This window comes from Vogesella lacus (assembly GCF_979366295.1).
Map to the genome: position 1 here is coordinate 119,933 of NZ_CEETQT010000001.1, position 22,771 is coordinate 142,703.

General features: G+C 59.4%; 23 protein-coding genes and 1 pseudogene. 5 read left to right on the forward strand and 19 right to left on the reverse strand.

The features are described 5' to 3' along the window. Genes ACZ9W6_RS00540 through napF form a run of 6 tightly spaced genes read right to left on the reverse strand, consistent with a single transcriptional unit; the run spans nucleotide 1 to nucleotide 5,377 of the window. The gene (locus ACZ9W6_RS00540) at nucleotides 1-447 is read right to left on the reverse strand and encodes a nitrate reductase cytochrome c-type subunit (protein WP_465189097.1); all 447 of its coding nucleotides are present in this window, start codon (nucleotides 445-447) and stop codon (nucleotides 1-3) included. Nucleotides 448-467: 20 nt separating this feature from the next. Continuing rightward, nucleotides 468-1,268 (reverse strand): quinol dehydrogenase ferredoxin subunit NapH, encoded by an 801-nt coding sequence (gene napH / locus ACZ9W6_RS00545; RefSeq protein WP_465189098.1) that lies wholly within the window; start codon nucleotides 1,266-1,268, stop codon nucleotides 468-470. Then, nucleotides 1,265-2,014, reverse strand: coding sequence for a ferredoxin-type protein NapG (gene napG / locus ACZ9W6_RS00550; protein ID WP_465189099.1), 750 nt, complete (start codon nucleotides 2,012-2,014; stop codon nucleotides 1,265-1,267). Before napG ends, napH begins: the two co-directional genes overlap by 4 nt. A 45-nt stretch (nucleotides 2,015-2,059) precedes the next feature. After that, on the reverse strand, nucleotides 2,060-4,585 hold the full coding sequence (napA, locus tag ACZ9W6_RS00555) for a nitrate reductase catalytic subunit NapA (RefSeq protein ID WP_465189100.1): 2,526 nt from the start codon (nucleotides 4,583-4,585) through the stop codon (nucleotides 2,060-2,062). Nucleotides 4,586-4,627: 42 nt separating this feature from the next. Then, entirely contained in the window at nucleotides 4,628-4,885 is a 258-nt protein-coding gene (locus ACZ9W6_RS00560; protein WP_465189101.1) for a chaperone NapD, read from the reverse strand. A gap of 3 nt (nucleotides 4,886-4,888) precedes the next feature. Beyond that, nucleotides 4,889-5,377: a ferredoxin-type protein NapF gene (napF, locus tag ACZ9W6_RS00565; protein ID WP_465189102.1), complete on the reverse strand. Its 489-nt coding sequence runs from the start codon at nucleotides 5,375-5,377 to the stop codon at nucleotides 4,889-4,891. A 170-nt stretch (nucleotides 5,378-5,547) separates the two neighbouring features. On the opposite strand from napF, the gene ACZ9W6_RS00570 reads away from it, so the two are divergent. Continuing rightward, nucleotides 5,548-7,431, forward strand: coding sequence for a histidine kinase (locus tag ACZ9W6_RS00570; RefSeq protein ID WP_465189103.1), 1,884 nt, complete (start codon nucleotides 5,548-5,550; stop codon nucleotides 7,429-7,431). Beyond that, nucleotides 7,428-8,087 carry a two-component system response regulator NarL gene (gene narL, locus ACZ9W6_RS00575; RefSeq protein WP_465189104.1) on the forward strand — a complete coding sequence of 220 codons (660 nt, stop codon included), beginning with the start codon at nucleotides 7,428-7,430 and terminating at the stop codon, nucleotides 8,085-8,087. The genes ACZ9W6_RS00570 and narL overlap by 4 nt, the downstream gene beginning before the upstream one ends. An 88-nt stretch (nucleotides 8,088-8,175) precedes the next feature. Here narL and ACZ9W6_RS00580 read toward each other — a convergent pair whose 3' ends face one another. From ACZ9W6_RS00580 to ACZ9W6_RS00605, 6 genes are all read right to left on the reverse strand, one after another. Next, nucleotides 8,176-8,661 (reverse strand): YajQ family cyclic di-GMP-binding protein, encoded by a 486-nt coding sequence (locus ACZ9W6_RS00580; RefSeq protein ID WP_465189105.1) that lies wholly within the window; start codon nucleotides 8,659-8,661, stop codon nucleotides 8,176-8,178. Nucleotides 8,662-8,712: 51 nt separating this feature from the next. Then, nucleotides 8,713-9,315, reverse strand: a complete 603-nt coding sequence (locus ACZ9W6_RS00585; RefSeq protein WP_465189106.1) for a DUF1294 domain-containing protein — start codon at nucleotides 9,313-9,315, stop codon at nucleotides 8,713-8,715. Nucleotides 9,316-9,329: 14 nt separating this feature from the next. After that, entirely contained in the window at nucleotides 9,330-9,533 is a 204-nt protein-coding gene (locus ACZ9W6_RS00590; RefSeq protein WP_465189107.1) for a DUF2788 domain-containing protein, read from the reverse strand. Between the two features lie 110 nt (nucleotides 9,534-9,643). After that, on the reverse strand, nucleotides 9,644-10,864 hold the full coding sequence (locus ACZ9W6_RS00595) for an argininosuccinate synthase (RefSeq protein ID WP_465189108.1): 1,221 nt from the start codon (nucleotides 10,862-10,864) through the stop codon (nucleotides 9,644-9,646). Between the two features lie 28 nt (nucleotides 10,865-10,892). Next, a complete protein-coding gene (argF, locus tag ACZ9W6_RS00600) occupies nucleotides 10,893-11,816 on the reverse strand; it encodes an ornithine carbamoyltransferase (protein WP_465189109.1) in 924 nt (307 codons plus the stop codon). 321 nt (nucleotides 11,817-12,137) lie between these two features. Then, complete coding sequence (locus tag ACZ9W6_RS00605) at nucleotides 12,138-14,084, reverse strand: aminotransferase class I/II-fold pyridoxal phosphate-dependent enzyme (protein WP_465189110.1); 1,947 nt, start codon at nucleotides 14,082-14,084, stop codon at nucleotides 12,138-12,140. A gap of 173 nt (nucleotides 14,085-14,257) precedes the next feature. On the opposite strand from ACZ9W6_RS00605, the gene dinG reads away from it, so the two are divergent. From dinG to map, 3 genes and pseudogenes are all read left to right on the forward strand, one after another. After that, complete coding sequence (gene dinG / locus ACZ9W6_RS00610; RefSeq protein WP_465189457.1) at nucleotides 14,258-16,390, forward strand: ATP-dependent DNA helicase DinG; 2,133 nt, start codon at nucleotides 14,258-14,260, stop codon at nucleotides 16,388-16,390. Nucleotides 16,391-16,563: 173 nt separating this feature from the next. After that, nucleotides 16,564-16,851: pseudogene (locus ACZ9W6_RS00615) on the forward strand (DUF3579 domain-containing protein); the annotation flags it as partial. A gap of 113 nt (nucleotides 16,852-16,964) precedes the next feature. After that, nucleotides 16,965-17,765, forward strand: coding sequence for a type I methionyl aminopeptidase (gene map, locus ACZ9W6_RS00620; RefSeq protein ID WP_465189111.1), 801 nt, complete (start codon nucleotides 16,965-16,967; stop codon nucleotides 17,763-17,765). A gap of 57 nt (nucleotides 17,766-17,822) precedes the next feature. Here the strand turns inward: map and nagZ are convergent, their stop codons facing one another. Genes nagZ through rnc form a run of 7 tightly spaced genes read right to left on the reverse strand, consistent with a single transcriptional unit; the run spans nucleotide 17,823 to nucleotide 22,763 of the window. Continuing rightward, nucleotides 17,823-18,902 carry a beta-N-acetylhexosaminidase gene (gene nagZ / locus ACZ9W6_RS00625; RefSeq protein ID WP_465189112.1) on the reverse strand — a complete coding sequence of 360 codons (1,080 nt, stop codon included), beginning with the start codon at nucleotides 18,900-18,902 and terminating at the stop codon, nucleotides 17,823-17,825. Between the two features lies 1 nt (nucleotide 18,903). Beyond that, nucleotides 18,904-19,323 carry a holo-ACP synthase gene (acpS, locus tag ACZ9W6_RS00630; RefSeq protein ID WP_465189113.1) on the reverse strand — a complete coding sequence of 140 codons (420 nt, stop codon included), beginning with the start codon at nucleotides 19,321-19,323 and terminating at the stop codon, nucleotides 18,904-18,906. Continuing rightward, entirely contained in the window at nucleotides 19,323-20,054 is a 732-nt protein-coding gene (pdxJ, locus tag ACZ9W6_RS00635; RefSeq protein ID WP_465189458.1) for a pyridoxine 5'-phosphate synthase, read from the reverse strand. Before pdxJ ends, acpS begins: the two co-directional genes overlap by 1 nt. Nucleotides 20,055-20,083: 29 nt before the next feature. After that, nucleotides 20,084-20,815, reverse strand: a complete 732-nt coding sequence (recO, locus tag ACZ9W6_RS00640) for a DNA repair protein RecO (RefSeq protein ID WP_465189114.1) — start codon at nucleotides 20,813-20,815, stop codon at nucleotides 20,084-20,086. Further along, entirely contained in the window at nucleotides 20,799-21,146 is a 348-nt protein-coding gene (locus ACZ9W6_RS00645; RefSeq protein WP_465189115.1) for an antibiotic biosynthesis monooxygenase family protein, read from the reverse strand. Before ACZ9W6_RS00645 ends, recO begins: the two co-directional genes overlap by 17 nt. Nucleotides 21,147-21,162: 16 nt before the next feature. Further along, on the reverse strand, nucleotides 21,163-22,053 hold the full coding sequence (era, locus tag ACZ9W6_RS00650) for a GTPase Era (protein ID WP_465189116.1): 891 nt from the start codon (nucleotides 22,051-22,053) through the stop codon (nucleotides 21,163-21,165). After that, nucleotides 22,050-22,763, reverse strand: coding sequence for a ribonuclease III (gene rnc, locus ACZ9W6_RS00655; RefSeq protein WP_465189117.1), 714 nt, complete (start codon nucleotides 22,761-22,763; stop codon nucleotides 22,050-22,052). Before rnc ends, era begins: the two co-directional genes overlap by 4 nt. Nucleotides 22,764-22,771 lie beyond the last annotated feature (8 nt).

A 22,771-nucleotide genomic window follows, 5' to 3' on the forward strand; every position in this document is an offset into this window, starting at 1 on the left:
TTATTTGACCAGGCCGTCAGCCGGCTTGAAGGTGTTGTCCACCAGCGGCTTGGCATCGGTCTGCGGTACGTGACACTGGGTGCAGAAATAACGGCGCGGCGAGATATTGGTCAGCTCCTTGCCCTCACGGGTCTTGAAGTGCGTGACCGATACCCGTGGCGCGCCACTGTCGGCCGCACGACTCCAGCCGTGGCAATCCATGCACTTGTTGAAGTTCTTGTTGATCGCATAGCCCTTGGTGCTATGCGGGATCAACGGCGGCTGCTGCACGAACTGGCGTTGCTGCGCTGTACGATCGCGCTCGTAACGGTAGTTCTCGGACGGCGTATCCCCTTTTACTGCCTCGCTACCGCGCAAAGACTGCACGGTTTCGGCGGCTACTGCACTGCTGACGCCACCCAGGCCGACGGCCAGAACCATACCCAGAATACAGGCCAGCTTTTTCATATAAATCTCCTCAAATTCATTCAATCGGCGCGCCGATCAAATCGATGTGTAAAGCGGAATACCTTTTCGTCGCAGACATCCAGACAACGGCCACAATTAGTGCATTCACCGGCCAGAATCAGCGGGCTGCCCTCGCCCTTCAGCGCCGGGCGGATTACCTGTGGCTCGGGGCAGACGCGGAAGCAATCCATGCAGTCATCACAAGCCTTGCGCCGTGCTGCAGACACCCGCAGCAGCGACAGCCGCCCGATCAGGCCGTAAAATGCGCCCACCGGACACCAGTGCCCGCACCAGCCACGCCCCAACACCAACAGGTCATAGGCAAAGACTGCCAGTGCCAACAGCCAGCCCAGCCCCATGCCGAACAGCAAACCACGCTGCAGGCCCGTCACCGGATTCACCCATTCCCACACCACGCTGCCGCTGAAAGCCGCCAACAGCAGCACGACCGCCAGCAGCCAGTAGCGCGTCTGGCGATTGCCCTGCATCTGGTTGCGCACACCGAGCTTTTGCCGGCACCAGCCGGCCAGATCAGTCAGCAGATTCACCGGGCACACCCAGCTGCAAAACACCCGCCCGCCAACCAGCAGATAAAACAGCAACACGATGAGCGCACCCAGCCAGGCCTGCTGCTGCGGCTGATGCCCGGCCAGCAGGCTTTGCAGCAACACCAGCGGGTCGGTCAGCGGCAGCACGCCAAAACTCATGCTGGCGGCCAACGTTCCTTTCACCCACCACACACCAGCCAGCGGGCCGAACAGGAACAGCCCCAGAATCAGCAACTGGCTGGCACGACGCAGGTAGAGATAACGCGGCATCATGGCTTGGCCTCCGGCGCGGGAAGGTTGGCCTCAACCGGCGGCAACTCACCCAACAGCGAGCCGCCGGCCTTGGCCTTTTCTTCCCAGCCCTTGCGGTAGTGCTCTGCCGCCGCGCCCTTGGCCAGTGCCAGCGGAAACACCCGTATTGCCGCCTCAGGCAGCACACAGGATTTCTCGCACTTGCCGCAGCCGGTGCAGTGCTCGGAATGCACGGTCGGCAACAGCATGGCGTGGCGATCCGAGCGCGGGTTATGCACCCGCTCCAGCGTGATCGCCTCGTCTATCACCGGGCAGACGCGATAGCAGACATCGCAGCGCAGACCGAGGTAATTCAGACAGTTTTCCTGGTCATGCAGCACGGCCAGACCCATCCGTGCCTTGCTGATGTCTTGCAGCGCCGCATCCAGCGCGCCGGTCGGGCAGGCCTTGACGCACGGAATGTCCTCGCACATTTCGCAAGGCGTTTCGCGTGCGGTAAAGAATGGCGTTCCCCAGCCCACTCCCTGTCCCAGTCGCGCCAGATGCAGTGTGTCGTACGGGCAATCCCGCACACACAGGCCACAACGTACACAAGCCTGCTGAAATGCCGCCTCGGCCAGTGCGCCGGGCGGGCGCAAGGCCTGAGCCGGCAGCGCCTGGCTTTGCTGGCTGGCCAGCACACCCAGGCCGCTGCCCAGCACCATGGCACTGCCGCAGGCAGCGGCACTGTCACGGAAAAACTGGCGGCGGTTCAGTGGCATCTTCATGGTGTCGGATCTCTGCGGCAGCCCCTCTCGGGGCTGCATTCACGCTCAGGCTTTCATGACCTTCACTGCACACTTCTTGTAGTCCGTCTCTTTGGAGATCGGGCAAGTCGCATCCAGCGTCAGCTTGTTGACCAGACGACCTTCATCAAAGAACGGCACGAAGATCAGCCCTTTTGGCGGCTTGTTGCGGCCACGCGTTTCCAGACGGGCCGTCATCTCGCCACGACGCGACTTGACCTTGACCAGCATGCCGCGCTGCAGGCCGCGTTGCTTGGCCTCGTCCGGGTGCATGAAGACCATCGCCTCGGGCACGGCCTTGTGCAGCTCGGGCACGCGACGGGTCATGGTGCCGGTGTGCCAGTGCTCGAGCACACGGCCGGTACACAGCCACAGGTCATACTCTTTATCCGGCGACTCGGCGGCAGGCTGGTAAGGCAGCGCAAAGATATTGGCCTTGCCATCCTTGTTGCCGTAGAAGCGCATGCCCTCGCCCTTCTTCACATACGGGTCAAAGCCCTCGCGGAAGCGCCAGCGGGTTTCCTTGCCGTTCACCACCGGCCAGCGCAGACCACGCACCTGGTGATAGGTATCGAACGGAGCCAGATCGTGGCCATGACCACGGCCGAACTCGGCGTACTCTTCGAACAGGCCTTTTTGCACGTAGAAGCCGAAAGCCTTGGCTTCGTCGTTATCAAAGCCCTTCTGCAGCTGGTCGTTCTTGAACTTGTTGACCTTGCCGTTGGCGTACAGCACGTCAAACAGGGTCTTGCCGCGATAAGCAGGCTTTTTGGCAATCAGCTCGGCCGGCCATACTTCTTCAATCTTGAAGCGCTTGGCAAAGGCCATCAGCTGCCACAGGTCGGAGCGCGCCTCGCCTGGTGCCTTCACCTGCTGACGCCAGAACTGGGTACGCCGCTCGGCGTTGCCATAAGCCCCTTCTTTTTCCACCCACATCGCTGTCGGCAGAATCAGGTCGGCCGCCAGTGCCGAAACGTTCGGGTACGGGTCGGATACCACCACGAAGGCATTCGGATGACGCCAGCCCGGATACAGCTCTTCGTTGATGTTCGGGCCGGCCTGCATATTGTTGTTGCACATCTGCCAGTAGAACTTGATCTTGCCGTCCTTCAGTGCACGCGCCATGGCTACCGCGTGCAGGCCGTTCTTGTCAGGAATGGTGCCATCCGGCAGCTGCCAGATTTCTTCGGTGTGCTTGCGATGCTCAGGGTTGGTTACCACCATGTCAGCCGGCAGACGGTGGGAGAAGGTCCCCACTTCGCGCGCGGTACCACAGGCCGATGGCTGACCGGTCAGCGAGAACGGGCTGTTGCCCGGCTCGGAGATCTTGCCCACCAGCAAGTGGATGTTGTAGATCATGTTGTTGGCCCAAGTACCACGCGTATGCTGGTTGAAGCCCATGGTCCAGAACGACACCACCTTGGTTTTCGGGTCGGCATACAGCTCGGCCAGTGCCTTGAGCTTGTCTACCGGCACGCCGGAAAGCTTGCTGACTTTCTCGGCGGTGTACTCCGACACGAATTTGGCAAACTCGTCGAAAGAGATCGGTTTGGCTTCGGTCGGCATCGGCTTGGGCTTGCCGTCAGCGCCCGGATAGCCGTTGAACTTGGCATTCACTTCCAGCGGATGCTTTGGACGCAGGCCATAGCCGATATCGGTTTCGCCCAGCTTGAAGTTCACATGCTTGCTGACGAAGTCCTTGTTGACGCGGCCGGTGCTGATGATGTGATGGCAGATGAAGTTCATGATCGCCAGATCAGTCTGCGGCACGAAAATCATGCCGCTGTCGGCCAGCTCGAACGAGCGGTGCTCGAACGTCGACAACACCATCACCTTGGATTTCGGATTGCTCAGACGGCGATCAGCGATGCGGCTCCACAGGATAGGATGCATCTCGGCCATGTTCGAGCCCCACAGCACGAAGGCATCGGTCGCCTCGATATCGTCGTAACAGCCCATAGGCTCGTCGATACCGAAGGTGCGCATGAAGCCGGCAACGGCCGAGGCCATGCAGTGACGGGCATTCGGGTCAAGGTTATTGCTGCGGAAGCCTGCCTTGAACAGCTTGGAAGCGGCATAGCCTTCCCACACCGTCCACTGGCCGGAGCCGAACATCGCGATCGAATTCGGACCGGTGGTTTTCAGCGCTTCCTTGGTTTTCTGTTCCATGATGGTCAGCGCTTCTTCCCAGCTGACCGGCGTGAACTCGCCATTCTTGTCGTACTTGCCGTTTTTCTTGCGCAGCAGCGGCTTGGTCAAGCGGTCGCCACCGTACATGATCTTGGACAGGAAGTAGCCCTTGATACAGTTGAGGCCACGGTTGACCGGCGCATCCGGGTCACCCTGGGTGGCCACTACACGGCCATTTTGCGTGCCGACCAGCACCGCACAGCCGGTACCACAGAAACGGCATGGCGCCTTGTCCCAACGTACATCCTTGGCTGCTACGGCCTTGGCGTCCTTGGTGGCGGCGTCCACCACCGGAATACCGATGCTGGCTGCCGCCGCACTGACGGCCGTCGCCTTGATAAAATCCCGACGATCCAAACTCATTACTTACTCCTCCCCGAACGCGTGGTCAGATCCCGACTGCTGTCACGACTGTGCAGCAGCCGGGTCGGCCAGTTCATCATCACAAAACTCGTACACCAGCGTGGTCGACATGACACCGCTGAAACTCTGGATGGCTGTCAGCGCCTCGCTGCAGCGGTAACCGGGCACATCCTCTACCGTCACGATCAGACGGCCTTCGTGCTCCTGATGGATCTCCACCCCAGGCACGGTCAGCAGACGTGATTTCACTTCTGACATCTGCGCCGGAAGCGGGCGGATCACCAGGCTATAAACGTTCATGGGCTATTCATTCCTTGGCAAAACAACTTTGATGACGCTGGCCGGGCATGGCGCGACACAGGCGCCGCAACCACTGCAAAGCTCGCTGGACAGCACCGGCTGGGCGACTTTGCCTGCCTGCCACTGAAAGCGGATGGCAGACTCGGGACAGGACTCGCCGCAGATGCGGCACTCGACGTTGGCCGCAGCCAGACAGCCCTCGCCTATCCGGGCCTTTTGCGGCCAACTTGTGGCCGCATCAAGGGCGTGCGGGGTACAGGCATCGCGACAGACACCACAGAAGGTGCATTCGCCCTGCTTGAAATCGACTTCAGGAAAACCACCAGACCCTGGCCGGATGATTTGTGTCGGACAGGCAGTCACGCAGGCATTACAGCGGGTGCAGCGCGCTGTAAAATCCGCTGCCGCCCAAGGCGGATAAAGGACTCCAGGCTCAGCCACCTGGCGGTGGCGACCGAACAGCATCATGCGGCGCGAGATATCAAAGGTCATAATGAACTTTCACTTTTGCTGCAGCTTAGGCGTCACCTCAAGCCCCCACAATCGTCCGGAAGGGGTACTACCAGTTGTGTTACCCACTCATGGGTATACAGCCGCCACGCCGCTGGCCGGACAATAGCCGACTGGGGCGAACCGTAACCTGAGAACCCATTCCGATGCCCATGCCATTCTTTTCCCGCCTATCCATCACCGCCAAGCTGTCGCTGGCGCTGCTGCTTTTGGCCTTGCCGGGCTTTATCAGCATCCTGCTCAGCGGCTGGATTACCAATCTGTCCGCCGGCGGCGGCGAGGCCATCAATATGGCCGGCTCGCTGCGCAAACAGGCTTATCTGATTTCGGCTACCGTGCTGTCGGCTCATGACAGCGCTCAGGGCAATCGCCGCGAGGTGGATCAGGCCATCGCCGAATTCGAGCGCCGCCTTTACCACGCCAGCATTGCCAACGTGCTGCCTGCCGACAAAGCTGATCCGGTGCGCCAGCATTTCGAAGCGGTTGCCGGCGAATGGAAAAATCACATTCGCGGTGAGCTGGAGCGCGAAGTCAAAGGGGCCAACCCCGGCCTGTTGCCGGCGATTCACGGCTATGTCGACCAGCTCGACCAGTTTGTCAGTGCCATGGAAAAGGCCCACGAATCGCGCCTGCAGTTACTGATGAAGCTGCAGTGGATATCGCTGCTGATCATCGCCATCGCCTTTGTGATGATTGTGCTGTGGACCTACCACAACATCAGCTACCCGATTACCGTGATGGCCAGCGTGGCCCGTCAGGTGCAGAACGGCCGCTTTGAGGCGCGCATCGGCATTGCGGCCAACAGCGAAATCGGCCTGCTGAAGAATGCGCTCAATAATCTGTTTGCAGAATTACAGGCCAGCTACAGCCAACTCGAAGCACGCGTCACCGAGAAAACCGCCGCGCTGGAGCAAAGCCAGACCGCGCTGCAGCTGCGCTATCGCATCAAGGCCCTGCTGGCCGACCACGAGCCCGATCAGGCGATCTTTGATGCCGCGCTGAAAGAGCTGACCGCGGCGATGCCGATCCACGATGCCGCCATCTGTCTGACCGACCAGCAAGCTCCGCGCGACCAGCCCATCATCCCTGCATTCAAACTGGCGAATAACCAGCAGCAAGGCATCCGGCTGGGCTGCCTCGAGCAGGACTGTGAAGGCTGCCTCGAGCACAGCAAGCAGGATTGCCAGACCGACCGCCACGCCATGGTGTTTACCCTGCGTGATGCCGGCGTTGCCTACGGCATCATGCCGGTAACCATGAATGATGGTATACAGGCCGACGACTGGCATGTCGAAGTGCTGGAGGACGTCAGCCGCATGCTGGGCACCGCCCTGGCCAGCGCACGACGCAAGCAGTCGCTGCACCGGCTGGCGCTGTTTGAAGAGCGTTCGGTGATTGCGCGCGAATTGCACGACTCGCTGGCACAGGCACTGTCCTACCTGAAAATCCAGGTGTTGCGCCTGCAAGGCCAGCTGCAGAACCGGCCGGAAGACGCGCAAGCCACCCTGCTCGAGCTGCGCGAAGGTCTCAATAGCGCCTACCGCCAGCTGCGCGAGCTGCTGACCACCTTCCGCCTGCAGATCAATCACGATGGCTTGCATGCCGCGCTGATGGCCACGGTCGAGGAATTCAGCGATCGCTGCGGCATCAATATCAGCCTCAGCAACAAGCTGCTGGGTGTCGAGTTGGCCGCAGAAGAAGAAATCCACGTGCTGCAGATCGTGCGCGAGGCACTGGCCAATGTGCATCATCATGCTCAGGCCGAAAACACCCAGATCCATCTGGACTGGATAGGCAGCGAAATCGTGGTGAGCATCAAGGACGACGGCAAGGGGCTGGACCCTAACCCGGAAAAGCGCCAGCACTACGGTCTGTCCATCATGCGTGACCGGGCGCGCAGCCTGGGCGGCCAGATCAGCATGCAAGCAAACGAACCGCGCGGCACCCAGGTCACCCTGCGTTTTGCGCCGCTGACACCGTTTGCCAATCAACAAATAGACAGCGATTTTGATCAGGAGCAGCAGAAAGCATCATGAACAATCAGCCTTACCGCATCGTGGTGATTGATGATCACCCGCTCTTTCGCAAAGGGGTCGTCCAGCTACTGGGCATGAATCCGGATTTTCTGGTGGTGGGCGAAGCCGCCGGCGGCCATGAAGGCATACGCCTGGTCAACGAATTACAGCCGGATCTGGTGATTCTCGACCTCAATATGAAGGATCTCGACGGCATAGCTACGCTGCGCGAAATCAAGCAGCTGGATCTGGATTGCAAGGTGGTCATGCTGACCGTGTCGGATGAAAACCGTGACTTGGTAAATGCCGTGCGCGCCGGTGCCGATGGTTATCTGCTGAAGGATATGGAGCCGGAAGACATCATCAACCGGCTGGTGGAGGCGCTGGATGGCCAGATGGCGATTCCGGAGCGGCTCGGCCGCGCACTGGCAATTGCGCTACGTGGTGATAATGCGGTGGACCGCAATCAGCAGTTCTCTTCGCTGACCGAGCGCGAGCAGGAAATCCTGCAGTGCCTGGCCGGCGGACTATCCAACAAGCTGATCGGCCGCGAACTCGGCATTGCCGAAGGCACGGTCAAGGTGCATGTGAAGAGCCTGCTGCGCAAGCTCAATTTCCGCTCGCGCCTCGAAGCGGCGGTCTGGGCGGTAGAAAACGGCGTCAAGGGCATCGAATAAACCCCTGCCCCGTCCGGAATCTTGCGGGAATGAAAAAAGCTGCCATCCGGCAGCTTTTTTCATGGCTTGCGGCCAACCCTTGCGCGACTCAGTCGCGGAAGTTGTTGAACTGCAGCGGGAAGTCGGTCACATCCTTGCGCAGCAGCTGCATCACGGCCTGCAGGTCGTCACGCTTGGCACCGGTCACGCGTACCGATTCGCCCTGGATGCTGGCCTGCACCTTGAGCTTGGAGTCCTTGATCATCTTGACGATTTTCTTGGCCAGCTCGGTTTCGATGCCTTCCTTCACGGTCACGGTCTGGGTGGCCTTGTTACCGCCAACCTGCTTCACGTCACCGTAGTCGAGACAACGTACATCGATGCCGCGCTTGGCCAGCTTGCCCAGCAGGATGTCCTTGATCTGGTCCAGCTGGAACTGGGCGTCACCGGTCATGGTAATCACTTTGTCTTTCAGCTCGAGACTGGCACTGGTGCCCTTGAAGTCGTAACGGGTCGCGACTTCCTTGCTGGTCTGGTCGAAGGCGTTGCGTACTTCTACGATATCCACTTCGGAGACAGTATCAAAAGATGGCATGGTGAATCCTCAATAAAATGGCGTTTATTCTACCGCCCGCACTAACAATTGTCAGCGTAGGGTTGCCAGCCAGTCATCACCTCGCAGCACCAGCCCGGCCAGCAGCGTCAGATTAGCCACGACGGTCAGCCAGAACCAACGCCTGAAAGATTGCTTGGTCGATTTATGGCGAAACATGAACTGCGCCAGCATGGCCCCCGGCCAGCCACCCAGCAAGGCAAGCATATGCAAGGTACGCTCTGGGGTACGCCAGCGACTGTGCATGGCCGCCACCTTGTCACGATGATAAACAACCACTGTCAACAAACTGGCAATCGCATACAGCATCAATACTTCTCGTGACACCAACGTCATGGCGTACAGCCCGCAAAGCACAACACCGAACAGCAAGGCAAACCATGGTCTAGGCGTATTATCCGGCAACTCTCTGGCCTTGACCGCTTGTTGCGGCACACTGGCAAAGGCTGCCCAGTTGGCTTTCGACTTGCCATTCTCGTCCTGTATGCGCCGGAAATAGACTTCATCCCCATCTACCGGCCGTCGTGGTGTGGCAGCAAAAGCACTCACATGCACAAATAGCGCCGACCCCTTGGCAGGCTGGATAAAACCGAAGCCACGATCATCCTGCCAGCGGCAGATAGTACCTTTTTCCATATTCTTGCCAGCACTCACTTCATCAGCAGGAATTCGACCAAGAGGTTCTTGAACACGAAGCCCATCACCCCGAAACCCAGCACTACAAACAGCGCGATCATGCCGGTCTTGCCCGCACCGGACTTCTTGCCCAGATCCCAGATAATGAAGCCCATGAAAATGATCAGGCCTGTCAGCAAAATGCCCATGGACCAGTTGGTAAATTGTTCTTCGCTCATAGTGACCGCTATATGGATGGCATCAAAAGGTTGGCCGCAATTATATGACCCGCAAACAAAAACCGCACCATTTTGCATGGTGCGGTTTTTGTTTTAACGCAAGCAGCTGCTTACTTGTTCAAGCGACCGGCAATACGCATGCGTAGCGCATTCAGCTTGATGAAACCGCCGGCATCGGCCTGGTTGTAGGCACCGCCGTCATCATCAAAGGTCGCGATATTCATGTCGAACAGCGAGTTGGTCTTGGAGTCGCGGCTCACCACAATCACATTGCCCTTGTACAGCTTCAGGCGTACCCAGCCGTTAACGGTCTGCTGGGTGTAGTCGATCAGGGTCTGCAAGGCCTTGCGCTCCGGCGCCCACCAGTAGCCGTTGTAAATCAGGCTGGCGTAGCGTGGCATCAAGTCGTCCTTCAGGTGAGCGACTTCGCGGTCCAGGGTAATGGACTCGATCGCGCGGTGCGCCTTTAGGATGATGGTACCACCCGGGGTTTCGTAGCAGCCGCGCGACTTCATACCGACGTAGCGGTTCTCTACCAGATCCAGACGACCGATACCGTGCTTGCCACCCAGTTCATTCAGTTTGGCCAGCACTTCGTGCGCAGCCAGACGGACACCGTTCAGTGCGACGATATCGCCCTTTTCGAATTCGACGTCGAGGTATTCGGCTTCATCCGGTGCCGCCTCAGGCGACACGGTCCAGCGCCACATGGATTCTTCCGCCTCGGCAGACGGGTTCTCCAGATGACGGCCTTCGAAGGAGATGTGCAACAGGTTGGCGTCCATCGAGTACGGCGCGCCACCATTTTTGTGCTTCATGTCAACCGGAATGCCGTTCTTCTCGGCATAGGCCAAGAGCTTCTCGCGGGACAGCAGATCCCACTCGCGCCATGGGGCAATCACTTTTACATCCGGCTTCAGGCCGTAGTAGCCCAGCTCGAAACGTACCTGGTCGTTACCCTTGCCGGTCGCACCGTGCGATACCGCGTCGGCACCAGTCATATTGGCGATCTCGATCTGGCGCTTGGCAATCAGCGGGCGGGCGATGGAGGTGCCCAGCAGGTATTCGCCTTCGTAAATGGTGTTGGCACGGAACATCGGGAACACGAAGTCACGCACGAACTCTTCACGCAGGTCGTCAATGAAGATGTTTTCCTGCTTGATGCCGAACTTCAGCGCCTTCTGGCGTGCCGGCTCCAGCTCTTCACCCTGGCCCAGATCGGCAGTGAAGGTCACCACTTCACACTGATAAGTATCTTGCAACCACTTCAGGATCACCGAAGTATCCAGACCGCCCGAATAGGCGAGTACGACTTTATTGATGTCTGCCATCGTTTTCTCTCTCAGTCTACAAGCCGGATCAGTCGTTCAGACGACCCAGCATCAGGTATTCAATCAGGGCTTTCTGGGCGTGCATGCGGTTTTCCGCTTCGTCCCATACTACGCTTTGCGGACCATCAATGACAGCTGCGTCCACCTCTTCGCCACGGTGGGCCGGCAGGCAGTGCATGAACAGCGCATCAGGGTTGGCCGCAGCCATCATCGCCGGGGTCACCATATAGCCTTCAAAGGCCTGGCGACGCGCTTCGGCCTCGCCTTCATAACCCATACTGGTAAACACATCGGTGGTCACCAGATCGGCACCGGCAACAGCCGAAGCCGGATTATGGAAGGCCTCGAAACAGTCGCTGCCATAATGCTGACCGTCCAGTACTTTCAGCTCATAGCCGACCGGCGTTGCCACTTTCAGCTTGAAGCCCAGCAGCTTGGCCGCCTGCAGCCAGGTGCGTGCCATATTGTTGCCATCACCGATCCACGCCACCGTCTTGCCACGGATATCACCGCGATGTTCGATGAAGGTCAGGATGTCAGCCAGGATTTGGCAAGGGTGATACTCGTTGGTCAGGCCGTTGATGACCGGTACCCGCGAGTTGGCCGCAAGCTTTTCCACCATGCCCTGCTCGAAAGTGCGGATCATGATGATGTCCGACATGCGCGCCAGCACACGGGCGGTATCTTCTACCGGTTCGCCACGGCCGATCTGCGAGCTTTTGCCATCCAGAAACATGGCGTGGCCGCCAAGCTGGGCCATGCCGGCTTCAAAGGAAACCCGTGTACGGGTCGAGTTCTTTTCGAAAATCATGGTCATGACCTTGCCGCGCAAAGGCTGATGCAGCACGCCGGAGACATGTCGTCGCTTCAGTACCCGGGCACGCTGGAAGAGGTATTGGCACTCTTCGGCTGTCAGGTCGCTGAACTGCAGGAAATGTCTGGTTTGAGTCATGATGTGTTCCAAAAAATAAATGCCACTGTCGCGTGAAAACATGGCGTTTTCATGCGCAATGGCACATTACTACACGCAAACAAGCCCGTTCCGGGCAAAAATCAAGCTGGATAATCGCATGTCTGAATCATTATTTACAGATTTGCGACATGGATATATGTATCCGAAATCCAATCCGGTGACAAGCCCATGTACAGCGATTCGATAACAGCCAAACGCCGGCAATGCCTGAAAGCTGATACAGATCAGGCATTTGCCGGCGCTGGCCGTTTAGCAAAATGAACACCCATGCAGCTGAAAAATATCAGCCATGCATCTGACTCATGACAAGGCCGGCAAAATTGCCTGCTCGTCTGCTGTCAACACCCGCATCAAGGGCTCGCCGCTGCGCTCATCCAGCCCGTGCAACTCTATGCTCTTCTGCGTTTTCAACAAACGCGCCAGATAGGCGATGATTTCCGCGCCAATCACCTGCCCCGGCACCAGTACCGGAATGCCCGGTGGATAAGGCACGATCTGGTCGCAACAGACGCGGCCGATCAGCGCGGCATTGGGCATGCCGTCATCGTCCAGCAGCGGCAAGCGCTCGCCGGCTTCATAGAAAGCATCACGCGGCAGGCAAGCCAGCCGGGTAAAGCCCGGAATCTCCGGCATGCGGCCAACGTGGCGCTGCCCTTGCTGGCCCTTGGCCAGTCGTAGCAAGGCATCAAACAGGCGCGATACCTTGCTGCGCGTGGTGCCAACCGTCAGCAACAGCGTGATGGTATTGAAGGTGGATTTCTCGACCTGGATATTGAAGCGCTCAAATAGCTGCTGCTGCAGCTCATCCACGCCAAAGCCCGAGGCGCTGATATCGATGGTGAGTTTGGTCGGATCCAGCCGGATGCCATCTTCACGCACCTCCTCCGGCAGCAGATCAGCCAGCTCCAGCACGCGGAACACGCCAGTGGCGTTAATCTTGTCGCGCAGCTCTTGTGCCAGTCGCAAGGCCTTGTCCAGCAGGCGAAAACCCTCGGTCACTGCCTGTTTGCGTGCCACATCCAGACTGGCAATCAGGTTGTACTGCGGACTGGTCGAGGTGTGCATATTGAAGTTTTCGCGAAACAGGTGCGCATCGAAATCCGGGTCGTTCACATGGATCATGCTCGCTTGTGAAAACGCCGACAGCACCTTGTGCGTGCTTTGGGTGACATAGTCGGCTCCTGCCTCCAGCGCGGTTGGCCGCAAGGCATGATGAAAACGCGCATGGCCATACCAAGCCTCGTCGACAATCACCTTGATTCCGGCCGCATGGGCGGCTTCGATGATGGGCGCAAGCTCGTAACGCAAGCCGTCGTAGGTGCAAGAGGTCAGAATCAGCACCTTGGCATCAGGGTTGGCCGCAATCGCCGCCAGAATGCGCGCCCTGGGCACCGGCCCGAAAATGCCGTAGCGGCGATTGACCGAAGAGTCCAGATACACCGGCAAGGCACCGGACAGGATCACACCGTGATGTACTGATTTGTGACAATTGCGATCCAGCAGCAGCTTGTCACCCGGCGCCAGCAGGGTCTGGAAAATCACCTTATTGGAAGTCGAGGTGCCATTGGTGGCGAAATAGGTTTCGCGCGCACCGAACGCCTTGGCGGCCAACCTTTGCGCCTCGGCAATCACCCCGGTCGGGTGCAGCAGCGAATCCAGCATCGGCACCGACACCGACAAGTCGGCGCGCAACATTTCCTCGCCGACAAACTCGTAAAAATCACCGACCCACGGGCTGTTCTTCAGCGAATCGCCACCGGCATGGCCCGGCGTATGCCAGGAATCCTTGGCCATGCTCACATAGTGCTTGAGCGCATCGTAAAACGGCGTTGCCGACTTTTCGGCCAGCTCGGCCGCCAGGATGCGAAACCAGCCGTGAAAGTCATCCTCGTCACGATAGAAATAGCCATCGACCGCATGACTGGCCAGCGCCTCCATCAGCACCTTCTCGTCATCGTCCTGCAGCACCACATACAGCGACAGCTCGGGGCGCAGCGCCGCGACATCGTTGGCCAGGCTGACTATCACCTGCGTCGCAGCCCTGTCCTGCCCCTTGTCGAGCAAGACAAACTGCAACTCGCCTTCGCTTGCGGCCAACTGCCGCGCCTCGGCCGCCGCCGCTGTCAAAAAGGCCAGGCCCAGTGGATTGGGCAAGCGTGCCGCAGCTGCGGCGAGGCCATCCTGCACCCGTGAAAGCCATGCGGCATCATTGCTGACCAGTAAAACCTTGCTGACCGGATTCGTCATCTCTCTCCCCCTTGCGGTGTCTTGACGGCAGACTTTGCTGCCTTTTTTGCGCCAGCACGGCGCAATGTCATCAGCCAGTCTAGGCACGGCCGGCGCGGAATGTCATGCCGCAACGCAGTATCGATAAACCAGATGCCACAGCGCGGCTGCAGCGCATCCGTTACAATGCGCGGATGCTGACCGATGCCGAAAAAGATGCCCTGCGCGAGCACTATCGCGCCATTGCCGAAAAACTGCCGGGATTCCGCCCGCGTGCTGCCCAGCGCCAGATGTTGGCCGCCGTGGCCAATGCGTTGGGCAATAGTCTGCCCATGCCGGGTGAAGGCGAGGATGAACCCGAGCGCCAAGGCGAGAGCATTGTCGTGGTCGAGGGCCCGACCGGCGTCGGCAAGAGTCTGGCCTACCTGCTGGCCGGCACGGTGATGGCCAAATCGCGTGGCAAAAAGCTGGTTGTCACCAGTGCCACCGTGGCGCTGCAAGAGCAGCTGGTCAATCGTGACCTGCCCTTTGCCATCGAAAACAGCGGCCTGCAGGCTACCTTTGCCTTGGCCAAAGGGCGCGGCCGCTATCTGTGCCCGTATCGTCTGTACCAGCTGACGGCCGATACCGCCCAGGGCGAGCTGATTGCGATGGACCCTTCACTGGCACTGTGGGAGCGCAAGCCCGAGCAGGCCGAAATCGACGCGCTGCGCGAGCTGGCCGACGCATTCCACTATCGCAAATGGAATGGCGACCGCGACACCTGGCCCGAGATGCTGGAAGACGATCTGTGGCGGCGCGTCACCAATGACCGCCATGGCTGTCTGCGCGCCGGCTGTCCGAACCGGCCGGAGTGCCCGTTCTTTCTGGCGCGAGACAACCTGGAAACCGTCGACATCGTGGTGGCCAACCATGACCTGATGCTGGCCGATATCGCCATGGGCGGCGGCGTAATCCTGCCCGCCCCAGAAGCCAGCTTCTACTGCATCGACGAGGGCCATCACTTGGCCAAGAAGGCCATCGGCCAATTTGCCGCCGAACACAGCGCAGCCCAGGCCATGAGCTGGCTGGACAAGGTCGGCGCGCTATCCACCCGCGTGGCCAGCCTCACCGACAAGGACGAATTGTGCGGCAATGCCGGCGATGCCGCCGGCGGCTGCATGGAGAGCCTGACCGAATGGCTGTGGCTGCTGCAGGGCGAGCCTTCGCTTGAGGCTAATAGTGAAAACCTCGAACCCTCATGGCTGATCGAAGACGGCATCCTGCCCGAGAACATGAAAATACCGGCCGCCAATATGGCGCTGTCGGCGCGCCTGCTCTACAAGCACCTGACCGGCATGAATGATGCGCTAACGCTGTCACGCAAGGACAAACAGCAAGATGCCGTGCTGCTGGACAAGACGCTGTCGGATGTCGGCTTCATGATTGCGCGCTGCGAGCAGCTGACCGCCTTGTGGGATCTGTTCGAGCGCGAGCCTGAAGAGAATGCGCCGCCGATTGCCAAATGGGTCACCCGCAAGGCCGATGGCAAGGGCGATTACATCTTTTCGGCATCGCCAGTCAGCGCGGCCGGCAGCCTCGCCGCCACCCTGTGGCGACGGGCCGCCGGTGCGGTGTTGACATCGGCGACCTTGCGCTCGCTAGGCAATTTCGACCTGCTGCTATCGCAAACCGGCCTGAAGTGGCTGCCGGATGTGCAGACTATCGCACTGGAGTCGCCATTCAACTTTGCCGAGCAAGGCGAGTTGTACGTGCCGAATCTGCTATGTACGCCAAAAGACCAGGCCGGCCATACCCGCGAAATCGTCGAATGGCTGCCCAAACTGGTTGATCTTCAAGAGTCGGTCGGCAGTCTGGTGCTGTTTACCTCGCGCCGGCAAATGGAAGAAGTCGAAAGTCTGCTGCCTGCCGACATGCGCGAGCACATCCAGATGCAGGGCTCGCTGCCCAAGGCTGTGCTGCTGCAAAACCATCACGAAGCACTGAAGAGCGGCCGCGCGAGCATCCTGTTCGGCCTCGACTCTTTCGCCGAAGGCCTTGATCTGCCAGGTGAAGCCTGCGTGCATGTCATCATCGCCAAGCTGCCGTTTGCCATGCCCGACGACCCGGTTGGCCGCACGCTGTCACGCTGGATCGAAAAGCGCGGTGGCAATCCGTTTATCGAGCTGACCGTGCCTGAAGCCTCGATCAAGCTGATCCAGGCCGTTGGCCGCCTGATCCGCACCGAGCAGGATTATGGCCGCGTCACCATTCTCGATACGCGCCTCGTGAAACAGCAATACGGCAAACGACTGCTCGCTGCCCTGCCACCGTTCCGCCGTCTGTAAAATTAGGGAAATCCGCAGGTAAACGGGCGTTTTGCTTAATGATGCGGGCGCGTTTTTGCAGTAGAATACGAGGGAAAACCCGACACTGCTGACACCGCCCGCCCAAGCGCCGGCATACAAGATCAGCCGGAACAGAGACCACACTCACACTCAAGAATGCGCCCGGTTACGTCATGATTTGTAATCCCTATGAAATCGTTATCCAAGGCCTGACCTCCGAAGGCCGAACCTTCCGCCCCAGCGACTGGGCCGAACGACTGGCTGGCATCATGTGCTCCTTCGGTGAAGACCAGAAACTCGCTTACCACCAATATGTCCGCCCGATGCTGCTCGAGGGTGTGCGCTGTGTTGCCGTCGACAAGAAGCTCGAGAAAAACCAGCCGGCTGTGTTTACCTTCCTGATGGATTTCGCCAAGGATAACGATCTGCGTATCGTTGATTGCCGCACCCTGATCGACGAAGTCTATCCCAACCAGTTCCTGGCCTGATTTAGCCGGCCGACAACGCCCCGCCCCTTCGTGCGGGGTGTCATTGTTTGCTATCATCAGGACTTGACTCATCAAGCGATCACAGCATGTCCATCGTCATCAAGAATCAGCAAGATATCGAAAAAATGCGCATCGCCGGCCGACTGGCTGCCGAAGTGCTTGACTACATCACGCCATTTGTCAAACCGGGCGTGACCACCGAAGAGCTGGACAAGCTCTGCCATGACTACATGGTCGATGTGCAAGGCAGCATTCCGGCCACACTGGGTTACGACATCGGCGGTGGCGTACCACCTTACACCAAGTCCTGCTGCACCTCTGTCAACCATGTCATCTGCCACGGCATCCCTGATGGCAAGGCCCTGAAGAAAGGTGACATCGTCAACATCGACGTTACCGTCATCAAGGATGGCTACCACGGTGACAACAGCCGCATGTACTACGTTGGCGAGGTCAATGAATTTGCCCGCCGCTTGTGCAAGGTCACTTACGAGTGCATGTGGAAGGGTATCGAGAAGGTCAAGCCGGGCGCGCGCCTTGGCGATATCGGCTACGCCATCCAGCGTCATGCCGAAGCCGCCGGCTACAGCGTGGTACAGGAATTCTGCGGCCACGGCATCGGCACCAAATTTCACGAAGAGCCACAAGTGTTGCACTACGGTCAGCCTGGCACCGGCCTCGAACTGAAAGAAGGCATGATCTTCACCATCGAGCCGATGATCAACCAGGGCAAACGTCACCTGCGCGTACTGCCGGATGGCTGGACTGTGGTCACCAAGGATCGCAGCCTGTCCGCCCAGTGGGAACATACCATTCTGGTCACACCGACCGGCTACGAGATCCTGACGACCTCGGAAGGCACCCCACCCAAGCCGGTGTGGAAGTAAGTTGCCATAAAGCAAAAAAGGCCGCGCAAGCGGCCTTTTTCACATGGCAAAAGCTACTCAGCAAGCCTCACCAACGGCTGGCCCCTTGAGCGACTGCGCATCCAGTTCGATTGCCGCCACTCGCGCCTGCACATGGGCAAATTCTACCGAAGCCAGATAGGCTTGCCAGTCAGTCACACTGCCCTGCCCGCGCATCGCCGCCAGCCTTGCGGCCAACTGCGGATTCGCCGGCAGTTCAACACCACTGGCCAGCACTTCATCGACACGATCCGGTCGATTGCATACCAGCGCCATATCGCAACCGGCCGCCAGCGCCGACTGCACGCGGCCAACCACGCCACCGGCACCTGCTGCCCCTTCCATGCTCAGATCATCCGAGAAAATCATGCCGTCAAAGCCCAGCCCGCCTCGCAACACGTCTTGCAGCCAGATGCGCGAAAAGCCGGCCGAGCAACCATCCACCTGCGGATAGATCACATGCGCCGGCATCACTGCCGCCATGCCGGCAGCCACCAGATCAGCGAAGGGCTGCAAATCGGCAGCGCGAATCTCGGCCAGACTGCGCTCATCGCGCGGGATATCGAGGTGACTATCGACATCGACAAAGCCATGCCCCGGAAAATGCTTACCGCAACTGGCCATGCCGCCACGCAGCAAACCCTGCAGCAAGGCTTGCGCCAGCGCCGTCACCACGGTCGGATCACGATGGAAGCTACGATTACCGATGGCCGGGCAAGCCTGGTAATCCAGGTCCAGCACCGGTGTGTAGCTGAGGTCGATATCGCAAGCACGCAGCTCGGCGGCCAGCACTTCACCCACATCCGCCGCCAATGCCAGAGCCTCATCTGGCGATCGGTCATAGCACTCACCCAACAGACGCATCGGCGGCAAACGGGTAAAGCCATCGAGAAAACGCTGCACACGACCACCTTCGTGATCGACAGTAATCAGCAGATTCGGCCGCTCGGCACGCATCGCCGCTACCAGCTCGCGCAATTGCGCCACGCTGGCAAAGTTACGGCGAAACAGGATGATGCCGCCCACCAGCGGATGACGCAGACGCTGCCGCTCCTGCTCATCCAGCACATGGCCGGCCACATCAATCATCAGCGGGCCATTAGGCAAACAATCGGACATATCAGGACTCCAGTAACAACCAGTCAGTTTGTGTGCCGGGCAGAGCTTGCTCGCACACCACAAAGGCCAGCGCCTGCTCCACCTCGTCGCTGATCGATAAATGCACGCGACCGATACCCCGCTCGGCGAGGAATGCGGCCAACCTTGGCGTGAAGGCAAACACCGGCTTGCCCAAAGCATCATGCTGCACGGCAATTTCGGTCAGCAGCACCGGCGCGCGCACGCCGGTGCCGATGGCTTTGGACAGCGCCTCCTTGGCAGCAAAACGCTTGGCCAACAGGCGCTCTGGCTGATTGCTGGCCGCCAGTGCCGCACGTTCGCATGGCGCCAGCAAACGCTGGCCGCAACGCAAGCCATGCTTTTGCCACATGCTGGCAAAGCGATCGATACGCGCAAGGTCGGTGCCGATGCCGTAAATCATCAGAAACCCTGACGACCTTCGATCATCAACGCCTTCATTTCACGCACCGCTTCGGCAAAACCGACCATCAGTGCATGGCTGACCAGCGCATGGCCGATATTGAGCTCGGCGATTTCGGCAATCGCCGCTACCGGCTTCACATTGTGATAGTTCAGACCGTGACCGGCATTCACCACCATGCCCAGATGGTCACCAAATACCGCTGCTTCGCGAATGCGGGTCAGCTCGACCTGCTGCTCCTCATGCTTGAAGTCGGCATGGGCATACGCGCCGGTGTGCAGCTCGATCACGCGCGCGCCGGCATCCCAGGCGGCCTGGATCTGCTTGACGTCCGGGTCGATAAAGATCGACACACGAATACCGGCATCTGTCAGCTGGCGGGTGAAATCGCGCACTTCATCAAAGTAGCGAATCACATCCAGACCGCCTTCGGTGGTCACTTCTTCGCGCTTTTCCGGCACCAGGCAGACATCTTCCGGCTTGATGCGCAGCGCATGCGCCAGCATCTCTTCGGTCAGTGCCATTTCGAGGTTCATGCGCGTCTTGATGGTGGCACGCATGGCGGCCACGTCGTGATCCTGAATATGGCGGCGATCTTCGCGCAGATGCAGGGTAATCAGGTCGGCACCGCTGGATTCGGCCACCAGCGCCGCCTCGATCGGGCTTGGAAAACGGGTGCCACGCGCCTGACGCAACGTGGCCACATGGTCGATATTCACACCTAGCAAAATCATGGTTTCATCCTCAGGCACGCTCCCTGTCATTCTGACATCGCGAGCAGGGTAGCAAGTAGTTCACGCGAGGCCAGCGGTTGCCGGCCCATCAATTCATCCAGCCACAGCCGGCAAAACTGGCGCGCATCGCGCCGCACTGCCGCACTGTGTTCAAATTCTCCGGCCGCCATGGCCAGCAAGCTTTGACCAGCCAGACGCAAGCCGGGTTCGGCATCCACAGCCGAAAAAGGCAACCGCCGTACCGGCTGTGCATAGGCACACCAGTAATCGCTATCGGCGTCGATTTCACGCCCGTCCGCATCACGCGTCAGGTCCGGCGCATAGCCCAACTGGCGCAACAGGCTCAGCTCGAAGCCGCGCAGCACAGTCGGCAGCTGTTCGCTCTGCGCCAGCGTGCGCACGGTCTTGTCGTACAGGGAAAATAACTCGGCAGAAGGATCATCGCGCGGCGCCAAGCGCAGCAGCAACTCGTTCAGATAGTAGCCGGACAGCAGGCGCTGGCCGGCAAATTGCGGTACGCCACCACGCCAGTCCACGGTGTGCAGGGTGCGCAGCTCACCCTTGCCAAACCACGCCAGCTGCAAGGGCTGGAACGGCAGCAACAGGCCGCGCAAGTCAGAGCGCGGCCGGCGCGCACCACGCGCCACCAGGGTAAAGCGGCCGTAATCGCGCGTCAGCACCTCGACCAGCAAGCTGGTTTCGCGATAAGGCTGGGTGTGCAGCACATAGGCCGGCTGCCGGTCAACCTTGCCCTGCATCGCCTGCTGGCTTCTCCCACAGATGGTCGCGGCCAACGTAGGCCACGCGGGTGGCAAAGCAGGCATACCAGCGCGCAAAACCCTCGCGCTGCGCCAGCTTGTGCTCGGCATTGGCCTTCCACGTGGCAATCGCCTCTTCGCTTTGCCAGTAAGACACGGTAATGCCAAAGCCATCGGCGTCACGCGCACTCTCGGCCCCGAGAAAGCCCGTCTGTTCCGCCGCCAGCTCGACCATGCGCTCGGCCGTCACCCCATAGCCATCCTGCACTTCAGTGCGCTGATTGCTGAAAATCACGGCCCAGTAAGGCGGCTTGGGAGTGCGGGCGAGCATGCGGCCAACCTTTCTGTCAGTTCAGACCAAAGTCGCGCAGGAAGCGGACATCGTCAGCCCAGCCGGACTTGACCTTGACCCACACCTGCAGGAAGACCTTGCAATCGAACAAAGCTTCCATATCGAGGCGCGCCTCGGTCGAGATCTTTTTCAGCTTCTCGCCGCCGCGACCGATCACGATAGGCTTCTGGCCTTCCTTGTCGACCAGCACGGCCACGTGAATGCGGAACATATGACCATCCACCTCGAAGGACTCGACTTCGACGTTCATTTCGTACGGCAGCTCTTCGCCCAGATAGCGGAACAGCTTCTCGCGCACGATCTCGCCAGCCAGGAAGCGCTGGCTCTTGTCGGTAATCATGTCTTCCGGATACAGCGGCACCGAAGCCGGCAGGGTTGGCCGCACCTTGTCCAGCAACTCGACCAGACGCTGGTTGTGCTTGGCGCTGACCACTTCAGCATCGGCAAACGGGAACTCGGCACGCACTTCATTAATGAAGGCTTCGAGCGTGTATTTGTCCTTGGCCTTGTCGACCTTGTTCACCACCAGCACCACCGGGGTGTTCTTCGGCAGCAAGGCCATCACCTCGCGGTCGGCGCCAGTCAGGCGCATCGCCTCCAGCACAAACAGCACACAATCAACGCTACCGAGTGTGTCTTTGACGCTCTTGTTTAGGGTTTCGTTTAGGGCGCCCTTGTGGAAGGTCTGAAAACCCGGTGTATCAACGAAAACGAACTGCGCACCCGGCTCGGTATGGATGCCGTTGACGCGATGGCGCGTGGTTTGCGCCTTCTTCGAGGTGATGCTGATCTTCTGACCGATCAGGTGGTTCATCAGGGTGGATTTGCCAACGTTCGGGCGGCCAACGATTGCGACAAAGCCGCAACGGAAATCGGTTTCGTTCATACTTTTCTCTTTTTCAGGCCATCGAGATAGCCGTCAAACTGGGCCAGTGCCACTTCGGCGGCCTGCTGTTCTGCGGTGCGACGGCTGCTGCCCTCGCCTTCGGTAATGATGCCAAGCTCGGCCAGATCACACTGCACACGGAAGCTCTGCTCGTGCGCCTCGCCACTTTGCGACAGGATGCTGTAACGCGGCAGCGACAGTCGTCTGGCCTGCAATGCCTCTTGCAGGCGGGTCTTGGCATCTTTGGCATGGCGGGTCGGGTCGATGGCGAGCACGCGCGACTGATACAGACGGCGCACGACTTGCTCGGCAGTCTGGAAGTCGGCATCAAAGCTGATGGCAGCGAAAATCGCCTCGACAGCATCTGCCAGAATGGACGGCCGGTTAAAGCCACCGCTTTTCAGCTCGCCCTCACCCAGAAACAGATAATCGCCAATCTTGAGTTCCTGTGCGATTTCGGCCAGCGTGGTCTGATTGACCAGATTGGCACGCAGGCGCGACAAATCGCCTTCGCTGAGCTTGGGGAAGTGGTCAAACAGCATGCGCGCAACGGTGTAGTTGAGGATGCTGTCGCCAATGAATTCGAACCGTTCGTTATGCGGTACGCCAAAACTGCGATGGGTAACCGCCTGGCGCAACAACTCCAGGCGGTTGAATGAATAATCCAGCGCCGTAAACAGGCGCCGGAATCGGTTATCAGACTGCGTCACTATATTTG